This window comes from Klebsiella sp. SYXHC3 (assembly GCF_057196925.1).
This window is the reverse complement of the sequence record NZ_JBXUNG010000004.1, coordinates 179,062-194,981: the sequence shown is the minus strand read 5'-3', so window position 1 is coordinate 194,981 and position 15,920 is coordinate 179,062. Positions and strand designations below refer to the sequence as shown.

Below are 15,920 nucleotides of genomic sequence, written 5' to 3'. Positions count from 1 at the left end.
GCCAGAGGGGCGCCTTGCGGGCGGGCGTTTGCCCGCCCCAGTGCTTATTTGTTGATACGTTTTTCGATGGCGTCCATCAGCATGCCGGTAATCGACACATCCGGGAAAGCGGCTTCGATTTCGCGCACGCAGGTCGGGCTGGTAACGTTAATCTCGGTCAGGCGATCGCCGATGATGTCCAGGCCGACGAAGATAAGGCCTTTAGCTTTCAGCGTTGGGCCAACGCGGCGGGCGATTTCCCAGTCGCTTTCGGTCAGCGGACGCGCTTCGCCACGACCGCCGGCAGCCAGGTTGCCGCGCGTTTCACCGCCCTGCGGGATACGCGCCAGGCAGTATGGTACCGGCTCGCCGTCTACCACCAGCACGCGTTTGTCGCCGTCTTTGATGGCCGGCAGATAATTCTGCGCCATGCAGTAGCGGCTACCCAATTCAGTCAGGGTTTCAGAAATGACGCCGAGGTTCGGGTCGCCCGCTTTCACGCGGAAGATTGAGGCGCCGCCCATGCCGTCCAGCGGTTTGAGAATAATATCGCCGTGTTTTTCCCAAAACGCTTTCAACTGGGCTTTATTACGGGTGACCAGCGTTTCCGGGGTTAGATCGGAGAACCAGGCGGTAAACAGCTTCTCGTTACAGTCGCGCAGGCTCTGCGGCTTGTTGACGATAAGCGTACCTTTCTCTTCCGCGCGTTCGAGAATGTAGGTGGCGTAGATAAACTCGGTATCGAACGGCGGGTCCTTACGCATCAGGATAACGTCGAGATCCGCCAGCGGCAGGTCCTGTTCGCCGGTGAACGCGTACCATTTGTCGTAATTCTGCTCGACGCTCAGCGTGCGCGTACGGGCGCGGGATTCGCCGTTGATGAGATACAGGTCGTTCATCTCCATGTAATGGAGTTCATAGCCGCGACGCTGCGCTTCCAGCAACATAGCGAAGCTGGTGTCTTTTTTGATGTTGATGGATGCGATAGGGTCCATCACGATGCCGAGCTTGATCATTCTTTTCTCCATTAGCGCTGTCGTGTTTGCGGAACGTTGCGCCAGATTTTAGCCCAGATCGCCAAAACGCACCTGCAGCGCGGTGATGGCGGTGAGCGCGGTGGTCTCAGTACGCAGAACGCGCGGTCCCAACAGGATATCAGTAAACTGATAGCGAGCGGTCATCGCTATCTCTTCCGCCGACAGACCGCCTTCCGGGCCAATCAGCAGGCGAACACGTTCAACCGGCAGCGGCAGCGTATTGATGCTGGCGCTGGCGCGCGGGTGCAGGTTGAGCTTGAGGCCATTTTCTTCCTCGGCGCACCAGGCTTCCAGCTGCATCGCCGGGCGAATCTCCGGCACGATGTTACGGCCGCTCTGTTCGCAGGCGGCAATAGCGATTTTCTGCCACTGCTGAATCTTCTTCTGCAAGCGTTCGGCATCCAGTTTAACGCCGCAGCGCTCGGAAAACAGTGGCGTTATGAGGCTTACGCCAAGTTCGATCGATTTCTGGATGGTGAATTCCATTTTTTCGCCGCGTGACATCACCTGGCCGAGATGGATGTGCAGCGGTGATTCACGATCGTCGATCTGGCCACGGATAACCTCGACCATGACGTTTTTCTTACCCGCTTCGGTGATGACCGCGTCAAAAACCTGATTGCTGCCGTCAAACAGCTGGATTTCCTGACCTTTGCTCATGCGCAGGACGCGGCCAACGTGGTTTGCCGCGTCTTCGCTGAGGGCAATGTGGCTGCCGGGGGTAATGCGTTCCGGGTGGTGGATGCGAGGAATGCGCATGCTTGATATTCCGTTCTTCGCGCAGATAGCGTCTTCCCCATAGCGGGGAAGACGGCGGCTGCAAATTAACAATTGCCGCTAGTGTAGGTTAGCTCTTTTGCGCCTGGCAAGCCTGCTGGACGTAAGGATTATGGTTGCCCTGTACTTTGGCGATTCGCTCATCGCGCTCGCACTCCCAGGAGGTCACCGGATACTGCTTATCCCAGGCGGTAAATAGCTGGGTTTGCTGGCGGGAAAGAGTCAGCTGATAGCGGTCGCGCATATAGAAGTAGGTGCGAGCGATCGAGCCGCGGGCGCGTACCGGCGGTTCGGCGACTTTATCTTTGAAATCGACCTTCATGGCGCATTGACCATACTGCCCGTCGCCGCCATTCCACTGGCTGTACATAAAGTTGCCGCGATCGCCATTGACCTCGCCGACCGCAGGCTGCAGGTTATGCATATCGCTTTCCATCTTGCGATATTCCGGATCTTTGGCGCAGTTTTTACGTCCACCATCCTGCCAGCATTGGCGCTGGTGGCCGAACTGCCACGCCGGAACCACATGTTCCCATTCGACCCGGCTGGCGCGGTTCTCGTTTTTACGCACTTTGTAGCCGCAAGATTCCAGATCGATAACGCCTTTTTTACCCTGCCAGTCGATTTTACAACCGCAATAAAAGTCGCCGGGAACGTCGGCATTCACTTTTACGCCTGCGGCTTTCGCCTGGGAAAAACTATGAATACCAGCTGCCGCAAGCGGGCCGCTGGCTGCCACGCTGAACAACGCGACGGCAAAAACATACATACGGGACATCGTAAACTCCGTGTCAAAACGAGCCCGCAACGTAGCGAATGAGGGTGTCAGATGCAATCAGTCAGATCAGAAAGTTTCTAATTAATTCCGGTGGTTACTTTTCCGCCACCAGCAGAGCGCCGCAGCGAACGCAGCGGTAGGTGGCTTCACCGCGCACCACGCGGTTATGACGACGAACGGTGAGCTGATGCTGCTGGCACTGGCAGCGATAGGGGAAGGTGTTCTGGCGTACCGAATCAAGCTCAAAGCGATGGGTGCGGCGGGCGGGGACGCCCAGCACGGCCTCCATCATCCATTTCCACTCTTTACCGTGCGGCGCGACGCGGCCAAAGTGTTTCCACACCAGCAGATGCGCCAGTTCGTGCGGCACCACTTCATCGATAAACGCCTGCTGATTTTCCAGCAATAGCACTGGATTAAGGCGGATCTCGTTTTTCTCAAGCCACGCGGTGCCTGCGGAGGTGCCGCGCTGCTGATAAACCAGCGTCGGTTCCGCATAGCGGCGTTCCAGCTTGAGATTGGCGGTGGCAAGGTGCTCCCGCAGGCTACGCATGACGGCCTGCTGGATAGCGATGGGAATACGGGGTGTTTTCATAGCGCCAGAGGATAGTGCGCCGCGCGGGGGAGAGCAAGAAGAAGCTTCCTCCCGAAGGGGAGGAAGCACAGAGGGGATTAATCGCGAGCGCCGATTTCGCGCAGCGGACGTCCCTGCATCAGGTTGCGTTCAATATGTTCCAGCGAGACGTTTTTGGTTTCCGGAATCAGCCAGATAGTCAGCAGGATAAACAGCACGTTTAGACCGCCGTAGACCCAGAAGGTGTTGGCGCTGCCGAGAGAGTTCAGCATGGTCAGGAAGGTGGCGCCGACGATCATATTGGCAATCCAGTTGGTCGCGGTGGAGCAGGTGATACCGAAATCGCGGCCTTTCAGCGGCTGGATTTCCGAACACAGTACCCAAATCAGCGGACCGGCGCTCATCGCGAAGCCGACGATAAACATCAGCAGCATCAGTACCGCGAAGTACTGTGCGGTAGCAGAATGAATACCGATATGCATCATGCTGCCCAGTACGCCCATACCGGCGGCCATCACGATAAAGCCGAGGATCAGCGTCGGTTTGCGGCCCCAGCGGTCGACCAGGCCGATAGCGATAAAGGTGGCCAGTACGTTGGTCAGGCCGACGATCACGGTGCCCCACATTTGCTCAGTGGTATTGGCATAGCCCGCCAGTTCAAAAATCTTCGGCGCATAGTACATGATGACGTTCATCCCGGTGAACTGTTGCATGATCTGCAGCAGGACGCCGAGGAACACCGCGCGGCGGAAGTTGCTGTTCTCTTTGAACAGCGCCCAGCCGGACTGTTTGACTTTCAGGCTTTCGCGGATTTCATCGAGCTCGCGTTTGGCTTCGGCGCTGGTATCTCGCAGGCGCAGCAGGACGCGCTCGGCATCGACGAAACGGCGTTTAGCGGCAAACCAGCGCGGGCTATCCGGCAGGAAGATAACGCCGATCAGCAGCAGGACTGCCGGGATGATAATCACGCCGAGCATCCAGCGCCACGCGCCGCTATAGCTGAAGGCGGTATCGGAAAGATAGGCGCCGAGAATACCGATGGTAATCATCAACTGGTACATCGAAATCATACTGCCGCGGATTTTCTCCGGCGCGATTTCCGACAAGTATAGCGGCGCGGTGTAAGAGGCGACGCCAACCGCCAGCCCCAGCAATACGCGGGAAATCAGCAGGATTTCGACGTTCGGCGCGGCGGCGGAAAATAGTGAACCAGCCACAAACAGGATCGCGCCGATCATCAGGCTTTTTTTACGCCCAAGTTTGAAAGAGAGCCAGCCGCTGCCCACTGCGCCGACGGCGGCGCCGAACATCATGGAGCTGACCACCCACTCCTGGGTGTGTGCGCTGATTTGGAATTCATTGGCAATGAACGGTAAGGCGCCGGCAATAACGCCGATATCAAGGCCGAACAGTAAGCCGGCCAGCGCGGCGAGGAAACAGACAAAGAACGTCATCGTCTTGTTTGAACGCCCTTGTTTTTTATTGTCAGGCATAACGCCCTCCAGTTGAGTTATTGATTCTGTCGATGCTTAGAGTAGGGGAGTGCAGGACAAAAAAACGTGATTACAATCACGACTGTGTAATCGGTTACACTAAGGTAAAGATATGTAATCAGCAAAAACATATTCAAATCATAGATATAAAAGGCAATTATCGCCAATAAGATTGCGCTGAAACGGTGAGATTCGACATGGTATGTAACATTGTGAAAAGAATTGGCGTCAACAGAAAGCTCAGTTACGCCAGGCTCTATAACAGATATGTAATCGCTTCCATTATCTATGGCCTGCATGACAAAAAAAGGGCAGGAAGCGTTAGATGTGGGGAATGAGGGGCAACAAAAAGGCCAGCGCGGGGCTGGCCTTAAGTCGTCAAGCGGGGTGGCTTATTTCAGGCCAGCCGCTTCGCGCAGCAGGGCTGCTTTGTCGGTTTTTTCCCATGGGAAATGTTCGCGACCAAAGTGACCGTAAGCCGCGGTCTCTTTGTAGATCGGGTGCAGCAGATCCAGCATCTGAATCAGGCCGTATGGACGCAGGTCGAAGAACTCGCGTACCAGCAGGGTCAGCTGTTCAGAAGGCACTTTTTCGGTGCCGAAAGTTTCTACCATGATCGAAGTCGGTTCAGCGACGCCGATGGCGTAGGAAACCTGAATCTCACAACGATCGGCAAGGCCTGCGGCAACGATGTTTTTCGCTACATAGCGCGCCGCGTAGGCTGCGGAACGGTCAACTTTAGATGGATCTTTACCGGAGAACGCGCCGCCGCCGTGGCGAGCCATGCCGCCGTAGGTATCAACGATGATCTTACGACCGGTCAGACCGCAGTCACCCATCGGGCCGCCGATAACGAAACGGCCGGTCGGGTTGATGAAGAACTTGGTCGAAGCGTTCAGCCATTCGGTCGGCAGAATCGGCTTGATGATCTCTTCCATCACTGCTTCCTGCAGGGATTTCTGATCGATATCTTCAGCGTGCTGAGTAGACAGAACTACCGCATCGATGCCGACGATTTTGCCGTCGTCATACTGGAAAGTGACCTGGCTTTTCGCGTCCGGACGCAGCCACGGCAGGGTGCCGTTTTTGCGGACTTCAGCCTGGCGCTGTACCAGACGGTGAGCATAGGTCACCGGAGCCGGCATCAGCACGTCAGTTTCGTTAGTGGCATAACCAAACATCAGGCCCTGGTCGCCCGCGCCCTGTTCCAGCGGGTCGGCACGGTCAACACCCTGGTTGATGTCCGGGGACTGTTTACCAATGGCGCTCAGGACGGCGCAAGAGTTGGCGTCAAAGCCCATATCGGAATGCACGTAGCCAATTTCACGCACCGTGTTACGGGTGATCTCTTCGATATCAACCCATGCGCTAGTGGTGATTTCACCGCCAACCAGAACCATGCCGGTTTTAACGTAGGTTTCGCAGGCTACGCGCGCTTTCGGATCCTGTTCGAGGATCGCGTCCAGCACGGCATCGGAGATTTGGTCAGCAATTTTGTCTGGATGCCCTTCTGATACAGACTCGGACGTAAAGAGGTGTTTTGCCATGTTTTATTTTACCTGTGAGTATTCGTGTAGCTCATACTGTTGTGTAGAGAGGCTTTGATAGATGACCCTACCAAGGCTTGCAGGTAGTGACACGAGCAGTCTGAGTGTTAATCAGTATAGATGGATTAACTTCTGGATGGCTATTTTAGGTCAGAACTTCATCGCATTTCCACATTTTTTTGACATCACCCGCATTAATGGAAAAAGCGTGGTGGAAATTTTTCCTGACAACCCCGGCAAGGCGCGTATTTTTATTTTGCATTTTACCCCGCTTCTCGGTATAAAACGCCGCGCGCGGCTCATTAAAAAAGCGCACGAAGCCCCATCTCGTGACGCCACTTCCAGCCGGGTTAAGCACTCTGTTACACAGCGGCGGTTTCGCCGGCTGTTCGATATGTATAGCTTTGGCTTGTCGCTGGCCTGTTTCGGGGCAGTGTGGAGGTGATACCAGATAATGAACCAACGTTTTTCGCCTGATTCGTCGCGTCGTTCTGTCGCGCAATTCTATCCCGCAATCTGCATCTCTTTCGTGCAAACCTGCCGATGTTCTACCCATCTCGGCGCTTCTCAGGATTCCAGGGCCTCCAGGCTTTTTGAAAACTGAACAAGGGCGCTCTTGCGTGAGCAAGGGTTTTCTCGTGGTTTCTCCGGGCTGTCACACCAGCTTCGGGTACGTGTTTTACTATATATGAATAAGAAACCGGTCGCGCAGCTGCAGTGCCAGCACTATCTGCTGGGATTAAAGGCTGTTCATGGGTTGTTATCGCGTCTGTCGACTGCGATAGTAGTTAATATTACAAGTTGAGGTTCGCTATGTCTGACGACATGTCTTTGGGTTCGCTTTCGTCAGCAGGCGAACACGGTGTACTACGTTCCATGCAGGAGGTTGCGATGAGCTCCCAGGAAGCCAGCAAAATGCTACGTACCTACAATATTGCCTGGTGGGGTAATAACTATTACGACGTTAACGAACTGGGCCATATCAGCGTTTGCCCGGATCCTGACGTCCCGGAAGCGCGCGTCGACCTGGCCGAGCTGGTCAAAGCGCGCGAAGCCCAGGGACAACGCCTGCCGGCGCTGTTCTGCTTCCCGCAGATCCTGCAACATCGTCTGCGCTCGATTAACGCCGCCTTCAAGCGCGCGCGTGAATCCTACGGTTATAACGGCGACTATTTCCTTGTCTACCCGATCAAGGTTAACCAGCACCGTCGCGTGATTGAATCCTTGATCCACTCCGGCGAACCGCTGGGGCTGGAGGCCGGTTCGAAGGCTGAGCTGATGGCGGTGCTGGCGCACGCGGGGATGACCCGTAGCGTGATCGTCTGCAACGGTTATAAAGATCGCGAATACATCCGTCTGGCGCTGGTGGGTGAAAAGATGGGCCATAAGGTCTATCTGGTCATCGAGAAGATGTCGGAAATCGCCATCGTGCTGGAAGAGGCCGCCCGTCTGAACGTAGTGCCGCGCCTTGGCGTGCGTGCGCGTCTGGCTTCGCAGGGCTCCGGTAAATGGCAGTCCTCCGGCGGTGAGAAATCCAAATTTGGCCTCGCGGCGACGCAGGTGCTGCAACTGGTCGAAATTCTGCGCGAGGCAGGCCATCTAGAGAGCCTGCAACTGCTGCACTTCCACCTCGGCTCGCAGATGGCCAACATTCGCGATATCGCCACCGGCGTGCGCGAATCGGCGCGTTTCTACGTCGAGCTGCATAAGCTGGGCGTTAATATTCAGTGTTTCGATGTCGGCGGCGGTCTGGGCGTGGACTATGAAGGGACCCGCTCGCAGTCCGACTGTTCGGTGAACTACGGCCTGAATGAGTACGCCAACAATATCATCTGGGCGATCGGCGATGCCTGTGAAGAGAACGGCCTGCCGCACCCGACGGTGATTACTGAGTCCGGCCGCGCGGTGACCGCGCACCACACCGTACTGGTTTCCAACATTATCGGCGTCGAGCGCAACGAATACACCGAGGCGACCCCGCCGGCGGAAGACGCCGCGCGTCCGCTGCAGAGCATGTGGGAAACCTGGCTGGAGATGCACGAAACCGGCAACCGCCGCTCGCTGCGTGAATGGCTGCATGACAGCCAAATGGATCTGCACGATATCCACATCGGCTACTCCTCTGGCACCTTCAACCTGCAGGAGCGCGCGTGGGCGGAACAGCTGTATCTGAACATGTGCCATGAGGTGCAAAAACAGCTCGATCCAAGCAACCGCGCCCATCGCCCGATTATCGATGAGCTGCAGGAACGTATGGCGGATAAAATCTACGTCAACTTCTCGCTGTTCCAGTCGATGCCGGATGCCTGGGGTATCGATCAGCTGTTCCCGGTGATGCCGCTGGAAGGGCTGAACAAGTCGCCGGAACGCCGCGCGGTGCTGCTGGATATAACCTGCGACTCCGATGGCGCCATCGATCACTATGTTGACGGCGACGGGATCGCCACTACCATGCCGATGCCGGAATACGACCCGGAGAACCCGCCAATGCTGGGCTTCTTTATGGTTGGCGCTTATCAGGAGATCCTCGGCAACATGCACAACCTGTTCGGCGACACCGAAGCGGTAGACGTCTTCGTCTTCCCGGACGGTAGCGTTGAGGTTGAGCTCTCCGATGAGGGCGATACGGTGGCGGATATGCTGCAGTATGTTCAACTGGATCCGAATACGTTGCTGACCCAGTTCCGCGATCAGGTGAAAAATACCGGACTCGACGCCGAGCTGCAGCAGCAGTTCCTCGAAGAGTTCGAAGCGGGGCTGTACGGGTATACTTATCTTGAAGATGAGTAACTAAGAGTTATCCGCTGGCGGGCCGGTTTATATTCCTGAACCGGCCCTTTTTTATAAATGAAATCTGAAACATCATGGTAGCTGCTTTTTAAAATGACAAAGGTCCGTACACTGCCGCAGGGAATTAACATTCAGTGAAACAGGGACGGAATATGAAAAGCATACCGCGTTACGGTCTTATTATCGGTTTATTATTTTTAAGCGGCTGCGCAAAACAGCCGGAGTACAATACCCGCACGGCACTCTCCACTGAGGTTGCCACCCGCTGGGGCAGCGACGTTCATTCAACGGTTAAAGGCGTGTCTGCAGAACGCGTAGATTCCCATCCTGATGAGATCGTACTAATTAATTATTCCGGTCAATATCAAACCGGGTTTGACCAGCGCTATAGCATTCGTAATAGCGATCTGGAATATGCGGTGCGCGATGCTAATTTTAACTCTCTCCCTATTACTCGCAGCTATAATAATTCCACGGGAAAATGGCAATACGCCATTGCGGCCCGCGTTGGTACTCAGTATCAATTATATGTCCGTAATTATAGCCACAGCGTGGATTATGAAATTGTCGCCACGGTGGATGGTCTCGATGTCCTGAGCGGTAAGGCCGGTTCGCTTAACAACAATGGCTACATTGTGCCTGCTGGTGGCTCGTTAGCGATCAAAGGCTTTCGTAAAAACAGCCGTATCGAGGCGGCATTCGAATTTTCAAACGTCGCGCAATCTTATGCCGCCCATTCCGTACAGGGCGACACGCGTAACGTTGGAGTCATTGGTTTTGCGGCCTTCGCTTTACGTGGAAAAGAGCAAGCGTCGCTACCGCCGTGCGCGAGCCAGGCCTTCCCGGCGGACGGTTTCGCCCCGGCGCCTTGTCAAAAATAAACGTCCCGCTTGCTGCCGGGCGTTTTTCGGGCGATAATTTATGCCCATAAGCAGTAACCCAATTCAAACCCTTCCTCGTCGGGCCTAACGACGCGGAGGGGTTTTTTTATACTTATTTTTTACGTACCACGACTGCGAAAAGAGGTCATATCCATGAGCACTTTAGGTCATCAATACGATAACTCCCTGGTATCCAACGCCTTTGGTTTCCTGCGTCTGCCGATGAACTTTATGCCGTATGAAAGCGATGCGGATTGGGTCATCACCGGCGTGCCGTTTGATATGGCGACCTCCGGGCGCGCGGGCGGCCGTCATGGCCCGGCGGCGATCCGTCAGGTGTCAACCAACCTTGCCTGGGAGCACAACCGTTTCCCATGGAACTTCGACATGCGCGAACGCCTGAACGTCGTGGACTGCGGCGATCTGGTCTACGCCTTCGGCGACGCCCGCGAAATGAGCGAGAAACTGCAGGCGCACGCGGAGAAACTGCTGGCGGCCGGTAAACGCATGCTCTCCTTCGGCGGCGACCATTTCGTCACCCTGCCGCTGCTGCGCGCCCACGCCAAGCATTTCGGTAAAATGGCGCTGGTACACTTCGATGCCCACACCGATACCTACGCCAACGGCTGTGAATTCGACCACGGCACCATGTTCTACACCGCGCCGAACGAAGGGCTTATCGATCCGAACCACTCCGTGCAGATCGGTATTCGTACCGAATTCGATAAAGATAACGGTTTTACCGTGCTTGATGCGGGCCAGGTTAACGACCGCAGCGTCGATGACATCATCGCTCAGGTGAAGCAGATCGTCGGCGATATGCCGGTGTACCTGACCTTCGATATCGACTGCCTGGATCCGGCATTTGCGCCAGGTACCGGTACGCCGGTGATCGGTGGACTCACCTCCGACCGTGCGATCAAACTGGTGCGCGGCCTGAAGGATCTGAACATCGTCGGGATGGACGTGGTTGAAGTCGCCCCGGCCTATGACCAGTCCGAAATCACCGCCCTGGCGGCGGCGACTCTGGCGCTGGAGATGCTTTATATTCAGGCGGCGAAGAAAGGCGACTAAGCCTATCCCCGTCATACTTCAAGTTGCATGTGCGTTGGCTTTCCTCGCTCACCCCAGTCACTTACTTGAGTAAGCTCCTGGGGATTCTCTGCGTCGCCGCCTTCCTGCAACTCGAATTATTTAGGGGATAGAGGTATTTACTGCTGCTGCGCGACGCATGCGCAGCAGCAGTACGCCGCCGGCGCACAGCGTGATCAGCTGCGATGCCACCAGAACGGAAAAACCTGAACTGACCGATCCCACCGATTTCATCACCACTCCCATCAGCAGCGGAATAAACGCCGCGCAAATATTGCCAATGCCGTTAATGATCCCATAGGCGCTGCCCACCGCTTCGCGCGGGGCGTGATGCTGAACCACCGCGGGGATCGCCGCCCCCTGTAATCCCCAGAAAACGTTCGCCGCCAGCATAAACAATGCCAGCATCGCCGGCTGCTGGCTGAGCATCAGCGCCAGCACAGAACCGGCGGTGAGTAGGCCGCCGATAATAAACAGCAGCGGCGCCTGCTCCGGGCGCATTTTGTCGAGGAGCACGCCGCCAAGAAACTTTGAGCCGAGGCTTAACAGAAAGGGGACAGCCGCCAGCAGGCCTGTAGCCTGTAGCGAGAAGTGGTGCTCGTCTCGCAGCCAGGCGGGCAACCAGGCGCTACTCCCCCACAGATAGCTGAGTGTGGCGATTTCTACCAGCAGGATCCAGCCAAGCAGCGGCGTACGCCAGGCGAGGGCGAAAGTCTGCCTGAAACCCGGCTTCGCGCGCTGTGAGGTTACTTGTGGCGCGGGGAGAAACCGCCAGATTAATCCGCCGCCGAGTAGCAGGTTAAGCAGCGCCAGCGCGTAGAAGGAGCCGATCCAGCCAACGTGCGCCATCAGCCAGGTGACCAGCGGGAAGCCTACCGCCAGCCCCAACGATACGCCAAGGGCGGTCAGCGCATTCGGCTTGCCTATTTCATCGGCGGCGAAGTTGTCGTTGATAAAGCGCGTTTTCAGTGAGAACAGCGGCCCCTCCGCCACGCCAAGAACAATGCGCGCGATTAACATTCCCATTAGTGAACCGAGTAACGGGGAAATGGCGCACACCAGCGCCCATATCGCAATGCTGCTTAACAGTCCCTGACGATAATGCCATCTACTTTCTATAACTGGTGTTAATAATAATGCCGAAAACCCATAACCCAGAAGAAAGCATGTCATTAGCATGCCTTGTAACATTCTGTTTTCATTTAACTGAAAATGGGCAGCGAATTCCGGGTTAAGGATCATCACCGAGATATTTACCCGATCGACGTAGGAAATAATTATTAACAAAAGTAATGCTATTACCCCTTGCCATCTTGCCGCCATTCGTTGTCTCCACGCTTAATTTAATGATTGCCAGTTATTATTTTTTAACGCCAGAAATAGTTACATGAGTAAAATGGTTCACCTGTGAAACTCATTGTTTTTAAATGATTAAATAAAGAGTTGTTTCATGGGTGAAACACCATGGTTTCCGCTATTGCCCATTTTTAATGATCGATTTGAAAAGAAGTCAATAGTCGTATGTGAAATTTAAATCGGCATTTTTATTTATAATGGATCACCGCTTTAAATATCATCATTTCATCTGAATGCAGTTTTTCGTGATCAATTGCACACTTAGCTAATTTAAAAGCCATTCATTAACAAGTTCGTCACATTAATGCTTGACGAAACATTCACCGCTTTTATATTGACCGTATTAAATAAGAAACAGAGTTTCATATATGAAACAAAAGCCTGGAGGATTGCGATGAGCTGGATAGGCGTATGTGACGCGGAGCAAGTACAGGAAGATTTCCCATATAGCGGCAATATCGACGGTAAGGAAATCGGTATTTATCTGATTGATGGCGAATATTACGCGCTGGAAGACGTTTGCCCTCATGCCTATGCGCTCCTGAGCCAGGGCTTTGTCGAAGATGGCAAGGTGGAATGCCCGCTGCATGAGGCGGTATTCGACGTCAAAACCGGCCAGTGCCTGCATGGCCCCGGCGGTCGCAACCTTAATCGTTACCCGGTGCGGGTATACGACAATCAGATCCAGATTACCTTTATCGAGGAGAACGTGGCATGAGCGAATCCCTGGACTTCAACCCGGCGCTACCGGAAAGCCGCCAGTTTACGCCACCGGCGGAAGGCGGAAACGGCAATATCCATAAGCCTGGCGACTATCACAATCTGATTTGGCAAACCCGCAGCCGGGTGCCGGAAAACTGGGAACTGCAGCTTATCGCCACCCTGGAAACGTTGTTCGAGCAGGGCGCGGAAAGTCTCGGTGAACTGGTGAACGGCCTCAATGGCGTCAGGATGCATGACCAACAGGGCGAACCGTGGAGCGAAAGCAGCTTCCAGGCATTTTTACAGGTTAACGGCTACTGAGGACACAGCGATGACGACAACGGTACAAAACTATCTTGATAAAGGACTGCGCGGCCTGTGGTATCCGGTGCTGGCGAGCTGGGAAGTGCAGTCTGCGCCGGTAGGCATTACCCGTCTCGGCGAGCAGATCGTGGTCTGGCGGAATAAAGACGGTCAGGTGCAGGCGCTGGAAGACCGCTGCCCGCATCGCGGCGCGCGTCTGTCGATGGGCTGGAACTTAGGCGATCGTATCGCCTGCTGGTATCACGGCGTGGAAGTCGCCGGCAACGGCGAAGTTAAAGACGTCCCGGCGGTTGACCGCTGCCCGCTGGTCGGCCAGCAGTGCGTGCGCAGCTACAACGTGCAGGAAGCGCACGGGGCAATCTTCCTGTGGTTCGGCGTCACCGCCGACCAGCAGCCTGATGAACTGAGCTTCCCGGAGGAACTGGCCGACCACGAAAAATACAGTAACTTCCTGTGCACCGCGGCGTGGAAATGCAACTACCAGTACGCGCTGGAAAACGTGATGGACCCGATGCACGGTACCTATCTGCACTCGTCATCGCATTCGATGGCGGAAGGCGATCGCAAAGCCGATATGGTGCTGCAGCCGACGAAAACCGGCTTTATCTTCGAGAAAAAAGGGCAGAGCGGCGTCAACTTTGACTGGGTTGAACTGGGCAACAGCGGCGCCTACTGGATGCGCCTGTCTATTCCGTACAAAAAGCGTTTCGGGCCGGGCGGCCACTTCTGGATCGTCGGCATGGTGGTTCCGGAAGATAACGACAACTGCCGCGTCTTCTTCTGGCGCATCCGCGGCGTTCAAGGCTGGCAGCGCGATCTGTGGCGCTTTATGTACCGCAACCGTCTGGAAAAACTGCACTGGGAGGTACTGGAACAGGATCGCGTGGTGCTGGAAAGCCTGGCGCCGAACGCCCGCGATCATGAATATCTCTATCAACATGACGTCGGTTTGTCCCGCCTGCGCCGCATGATGCAGAAAGCGGCGAAAGAGCAGTTAGCGCTTCGCGAAGCGCAGCAGGGTGCCGCCTGATGAACGGCCTGCTGAACGGTAAACGTATTGTCGTCACCGGCGCGGCGCGCGGCCTCGGTTACCACTTTGCCGAAGCCTGCGCCGCGCAGGGCGCGACGGTGGTGATGTGCGACATCCTGCAGGGGGAGCTGGCGGAAAGCGCTCATCGCCTGCAGCAGAAGGGCTATCAGATCGAATCCCACGCCATCGATCTTGCCAGCCAAGCGTCGATCGAGCAGGTCTTCAGCGCCATCGGCGCGCAGGGGCCTATCGATGGCTTAGTCAATAACGCGGCGATGGCCACCGGCGTCGGCGGTAAAAATATGATCGATTACGATCCGGACCTGTGGGATCGGGTGATGACGGTCAATGTCAAAGGCACCTGGCTGGTGACCCGCGAGGCGGTACCGCTGCTGCGCGCAGGGTCGGCGATCGTCAACGTCGCTTCGGATACCGCGCTGTGGGGCGCGCCGCGGCTGATGGCCTATGTCGCCAGTAAGGGCGCGGTGATTGCGATGACCCGCTCCATGGCCCGCGAGTTGGGTGAAAAGCGGATCCGTATCAACGCCATCGCGCCGGGACTGACCCGCGTTGAGGCCACGGAATACGTTCCCGCCGAGCGTCATCATCTGTATGAGAACGGCCGCGCGCTCAGCGGCGCGCAGCAGCCGGAAGATGTCACCGGCAGCGTGGTCTGGCTGCTGAGCGATCTTTCGCGCTTTATCACCGGCCAACTGATCCCGGTCAACGGCGGTTTTGTCTTTAACTAACAAGTGAGGCGGTATGGCGAACGATCAGGAAGTGAAGTACCTGGTACCGGGTCTGGAGCGCGGTTTACAACTGCTGCTGGCGTTTGGCGAACAGCATCGCGATCTGACCTTTGCCGAGCTGCATCGGCTGGTGGATATGCCGAAAGCGACCGCCTATCGCGTGGTGCAGACGCTGGAATATATGGGCTTTCTCGAGCGCAATGCCCGCACCAATACCTTTTCGCTGGGCATGAACGTTCTGCGTCTGGGCTTTGAATATATCGCCTCACTGGATGTCGCTCAGGTGGGTCAGCCGGTCATCGAGCAACTACGCGATATCAGCCAGTGCAGCAGCCATCTGGCGATCCGCGACGGCCGCGACATTATCTACATCGCCCGCGTCAGCGCCGCCGGTTCGCGTATCAATCAGGTCAGCGTCGGAACGCGGCTACCGGTGCACTGCACCTCGCTTGGCCGCATGCTGCTGACCGATGTTTCCCGCAGCGAGTTTGAACAATTGTTCCCGAATGAACGTCTGCCGGGCAATACGCCGGGCCAGCTGTACGACCGCGAAGCGCTGTGGCAGATGGTGCAGCAGGATAAAGCCCGCGGCTACGTGATTGGCGAATCGTTCTATCGCCACGGCATCTCATCGATTGTCTATCCGGTCTTTGACCGCAGCGGCCGGGTGGCGGCGGTCGTCAGCATTCTGGTGCCGTCGGACGAGATCCCGCAAAGCGATCGCGAACGGTTGCAGAACGACGTCAGTATGGCAGCGGACAAAATTTCCGGCTTCCTCGGATATTTGTCACAGGCAAGTTAAATCAACAAC

General features: G+C 55.9%; 18 protein-coding genes. 11 read left to right on the top strand and 7 right to left on the bottom strand.

The window, feature by feature from the left end; genetic code table 11:
• Nucleotides 1-44 precede the first annotated feature (44 nt).
• The 6 genes from gshB to metK form a co-directional block, all read right to left on the bottom strand.
• Nucleotides 45-995 (bottom strand): glutathione synthase, encoded by a 951-nt coding sequence (gshB, locus tag AC2CGP_RS12820; protein WP_015369735.1) that lies wholly within the window; start codon nucleotides 993-995, stop codon nucleotides 45-47.
• Between the two features lie 48 nt (nucleotides 996-1,043).
• Nucleotides 1,044-1,775, bottom strand: coding sequence for a 16S rRNA (uracil(1498)-N(3))-methyltransferase (gene rsmE, locus AC2CGP_RS12815; protein WP_015369736.1), 732 nt, complete (start codon nucleotides 1,773-1,775; stop codon nucleotides 1,044-1,046).
• A gap of 88 nt (nucleotides 1,776-1,863) precedes the next feature.
• A complete protein-coding gene (endA, locus tag AC2CGP_RS12810; RefSeq protein WP_015369737.1) occupies nucleotides 1,864-2,571 on the bottom strand; it encodes a deoxyribonuclease I in 708 nt (235 codons plus the stop codon).
• Between the two features lie 94 nt (nucleotides 2,572-2,665).
• On the bottom strand, nucleotides 2,666-3,166 hold the full coding sequence (locus AC2CGP_RS12805; RefSeq protein ID WP_213760121.1) for a SprT family zinc-dependent metalloprotease: 501 nt from the start codon (nucleotides 3,164-3,166) through the stop codon (nucleotides 2,666-2,668).
• A gap of 77 nt (nucleotides 3,167-3,243) precedes the next feature.
• Entirely contained in the window at nucleotides 3,244-4,638 is a 1,395-nt protein-coding gene (locus AC2CGP_RS12800) for a sugar porter family MFS transporter (protein WP_015369739.1), read from the bottom strand.
• 392 nt (nucleotides 4,639-5,030) lie between these two features.
• A complete protein-coding gene (metK, locus tag AC2CGP_RS12795) occupies nucleotides 5,031-6,185 on the bottom strand; it encodes a methionine adenosyltransferase (RefSeq protein WP_004149807.1) in 1,155 nt (384 codons plus the stop codon).
• 136 nt (nucleotides 6,186-6,321) lie between these two features.
• On the opposite strand from metK, the gene AC2CGP_RS12790 reads away from it, so the two are divergent.
• The 6 genes from AC2CGP_RS12790 to speB all read left to right on the top strand — a co-directional run bounded on the left by AC2CGP_RS12790 (nucleotide 6,322) and on the right by speB (nucleotide 10,930).
• Complete coding sequence (locus AC2CGP_RS12790) at nucleotides 6,322-6,630, top strand: hypothetical protein (RefSeq protein ID WP_139340791.1); 309 nt, start codon at nucleotides 6,322-6,324, stop codon at nucleotides 6,628-6,630.
• A gap of 9 nt (nucleotides 6,631-6,639) precedes the next feature.
• Entirely contained in the window at nucleotides 6,640-6,789 is a 150-nt protein-coding gene (locus AC2CGP_RS12785) for a hypothetical protein (protein WP_418269008.1), read from the top strand.
• Between the two features lie 84 nt (nucleotides 6,790-6,873).
• On the top strand, nucleotides 6,874-6,990 hold the full coding sequence (gene yqgB, locus AC2CGP_RS12780) for an acid stress response protein YqgB (protein WP_015369741.1): 117 nt from the start codon (nucleotides 6,874-6,876) through the stop codon (nucleotides 6,988-6,990).
• An 8-nt stretch (nucleotides 6,991-6,998) separates the two neighbouring features.
• On the top strand, nucleotides 6,999-8,975 hold the full coding sequence (gene speA / locus AC2CGP_RS12775) for a biosynthetic arginine decarboxylase (protein ID WP_020077953.1): 1,977 nt from the start codon (nucleotides 6,999-7,001) through the stop codon (nucleotides 8,973-8,975).
• Between the two features lie 152 nt (nucleotides 8,976-9,127).
• Nucleotides 9,128-9,856 carry a membrane protein gene (locus tag AC2CGP_RS12770; RefSeq protein WP_042897774.1) on the top strand — a complete coding sequence of 243 codons (729 nt, stop codon included), beginning with the start codon at nucleotides 9,128-9,130 and terminating at the stop codon, nucleotides 9,854-9,856.
• A 153-nt stretch (nucleotides 9,857-10,009) separates the two neighbouring features.
• Nucleotides 10,010-10,930 carry an agmatinase gene (gene speB / locus AC2CGP_RS12765; protein ID WP_015369744.1) on the top strand — a complete coding sequence of 307 codons (921 nt, stop codon included), beginning with the start codon at nucleotides 10,010-10,012 and terminating at the stop codon, nucleotides 10,928-10,930.
• Between the two features lie 120 nt (nucleotides 10,931-11,050).
• On the opposite strand, the gene AC2CGP_RS12760 is transcribed toward speB, so the two are convergent.
• Nucleotides 11,051-12,271, bottom strand: a complete 1,221-nt coding sequence (locus AC2CGP_RS12760; RefSeq protein ID WP_213760123.1) for an MFS transporter — start codon at nucleotides 12,269-12,271, stop codon at nucleotides 11,051-11,053.
• 427 nt (nucleotides 12,272-12,698) lie between these two features.
• On the opposite strand from AC2CGP_RS12760, the gene AC2CGP_RS12755 reads away from it, so the two are divergent.
• From AC2CGP_RS12755 to AC2CGP_RS12735, 5 genes are read left to right on the top strand one after another with little or no spacing between them, the layout of a single operon-like run.
• Complete coding sequence (locus AC2CGP_RS12755) at nucleotides 12,699-13,022, top strand: Rieske (2Fe-2S) protein (RefSeq protein WP_004151769.1); 324 nt, start codon at nucleotides 12,699-12,701, stop codon at nucleotides 13,020-13,022.
• Nucleotides 13,019-13,327, top strand: coding sequence for a recombinase-like helix-turn-helix domain-containing protein (locus AC2CGP_RS12750; protein WP_004144765.1), 309 nt, complete (start codon nucleotides 13,019-13,021; stop codon nucleotides 13,325-13,327). The genes AC2CGP_RS12755 and AC2CGP_RS12750 overlap by 4 nt, the downstream gene beginning before the upstream one ends.
• Before the next feature lie 10 nt (nucleotides 13,328-13,337).
• Nucleotides 13,338-14,360: an aromatic ring-hydroxylating oxygenase subunit alpha gene (locus AC2CGP_RS12745; RefSeq protein WP_032413044.1), complete on the top strand. Its 1,023-nt coding sequence runs from the start codon at nucleotides 13,338-13,340 to the stop codon at nucleotides 14,358-14,360.
• Complete coding sequence (locus tag AC2CGP_RS12740) at nucleotides 14,360-15,109, top strand: SDR family oxidoreductase (RefSeq protein ID WP_475702449.1); 750 nt, start codon at nucleotides 14,360-14,362, stop codon at nucleotides 15,107-15,109. The genes AC2CGP_RS12745 and AC2CGP_RS12740 overlap by 1 nt, the downstream gene beginning before the upstream one ends.
• Before the next feature lie 13 nt (nucleotides 15,110-15,122).
• Nucleotides 15,123-15,911, top strand: a complete 789-nt coding sequence (locus AC2CGP_RS12735; RefSeq protein WP_015703447.1) for an IclR family transcriptional regulator — start codon at nucleotides 15,123-15,125, stop codon at nucleotides 15,909-15,911.
• Nucleotides 15,912-15,920: the final 9 nt, after the last annotated feature.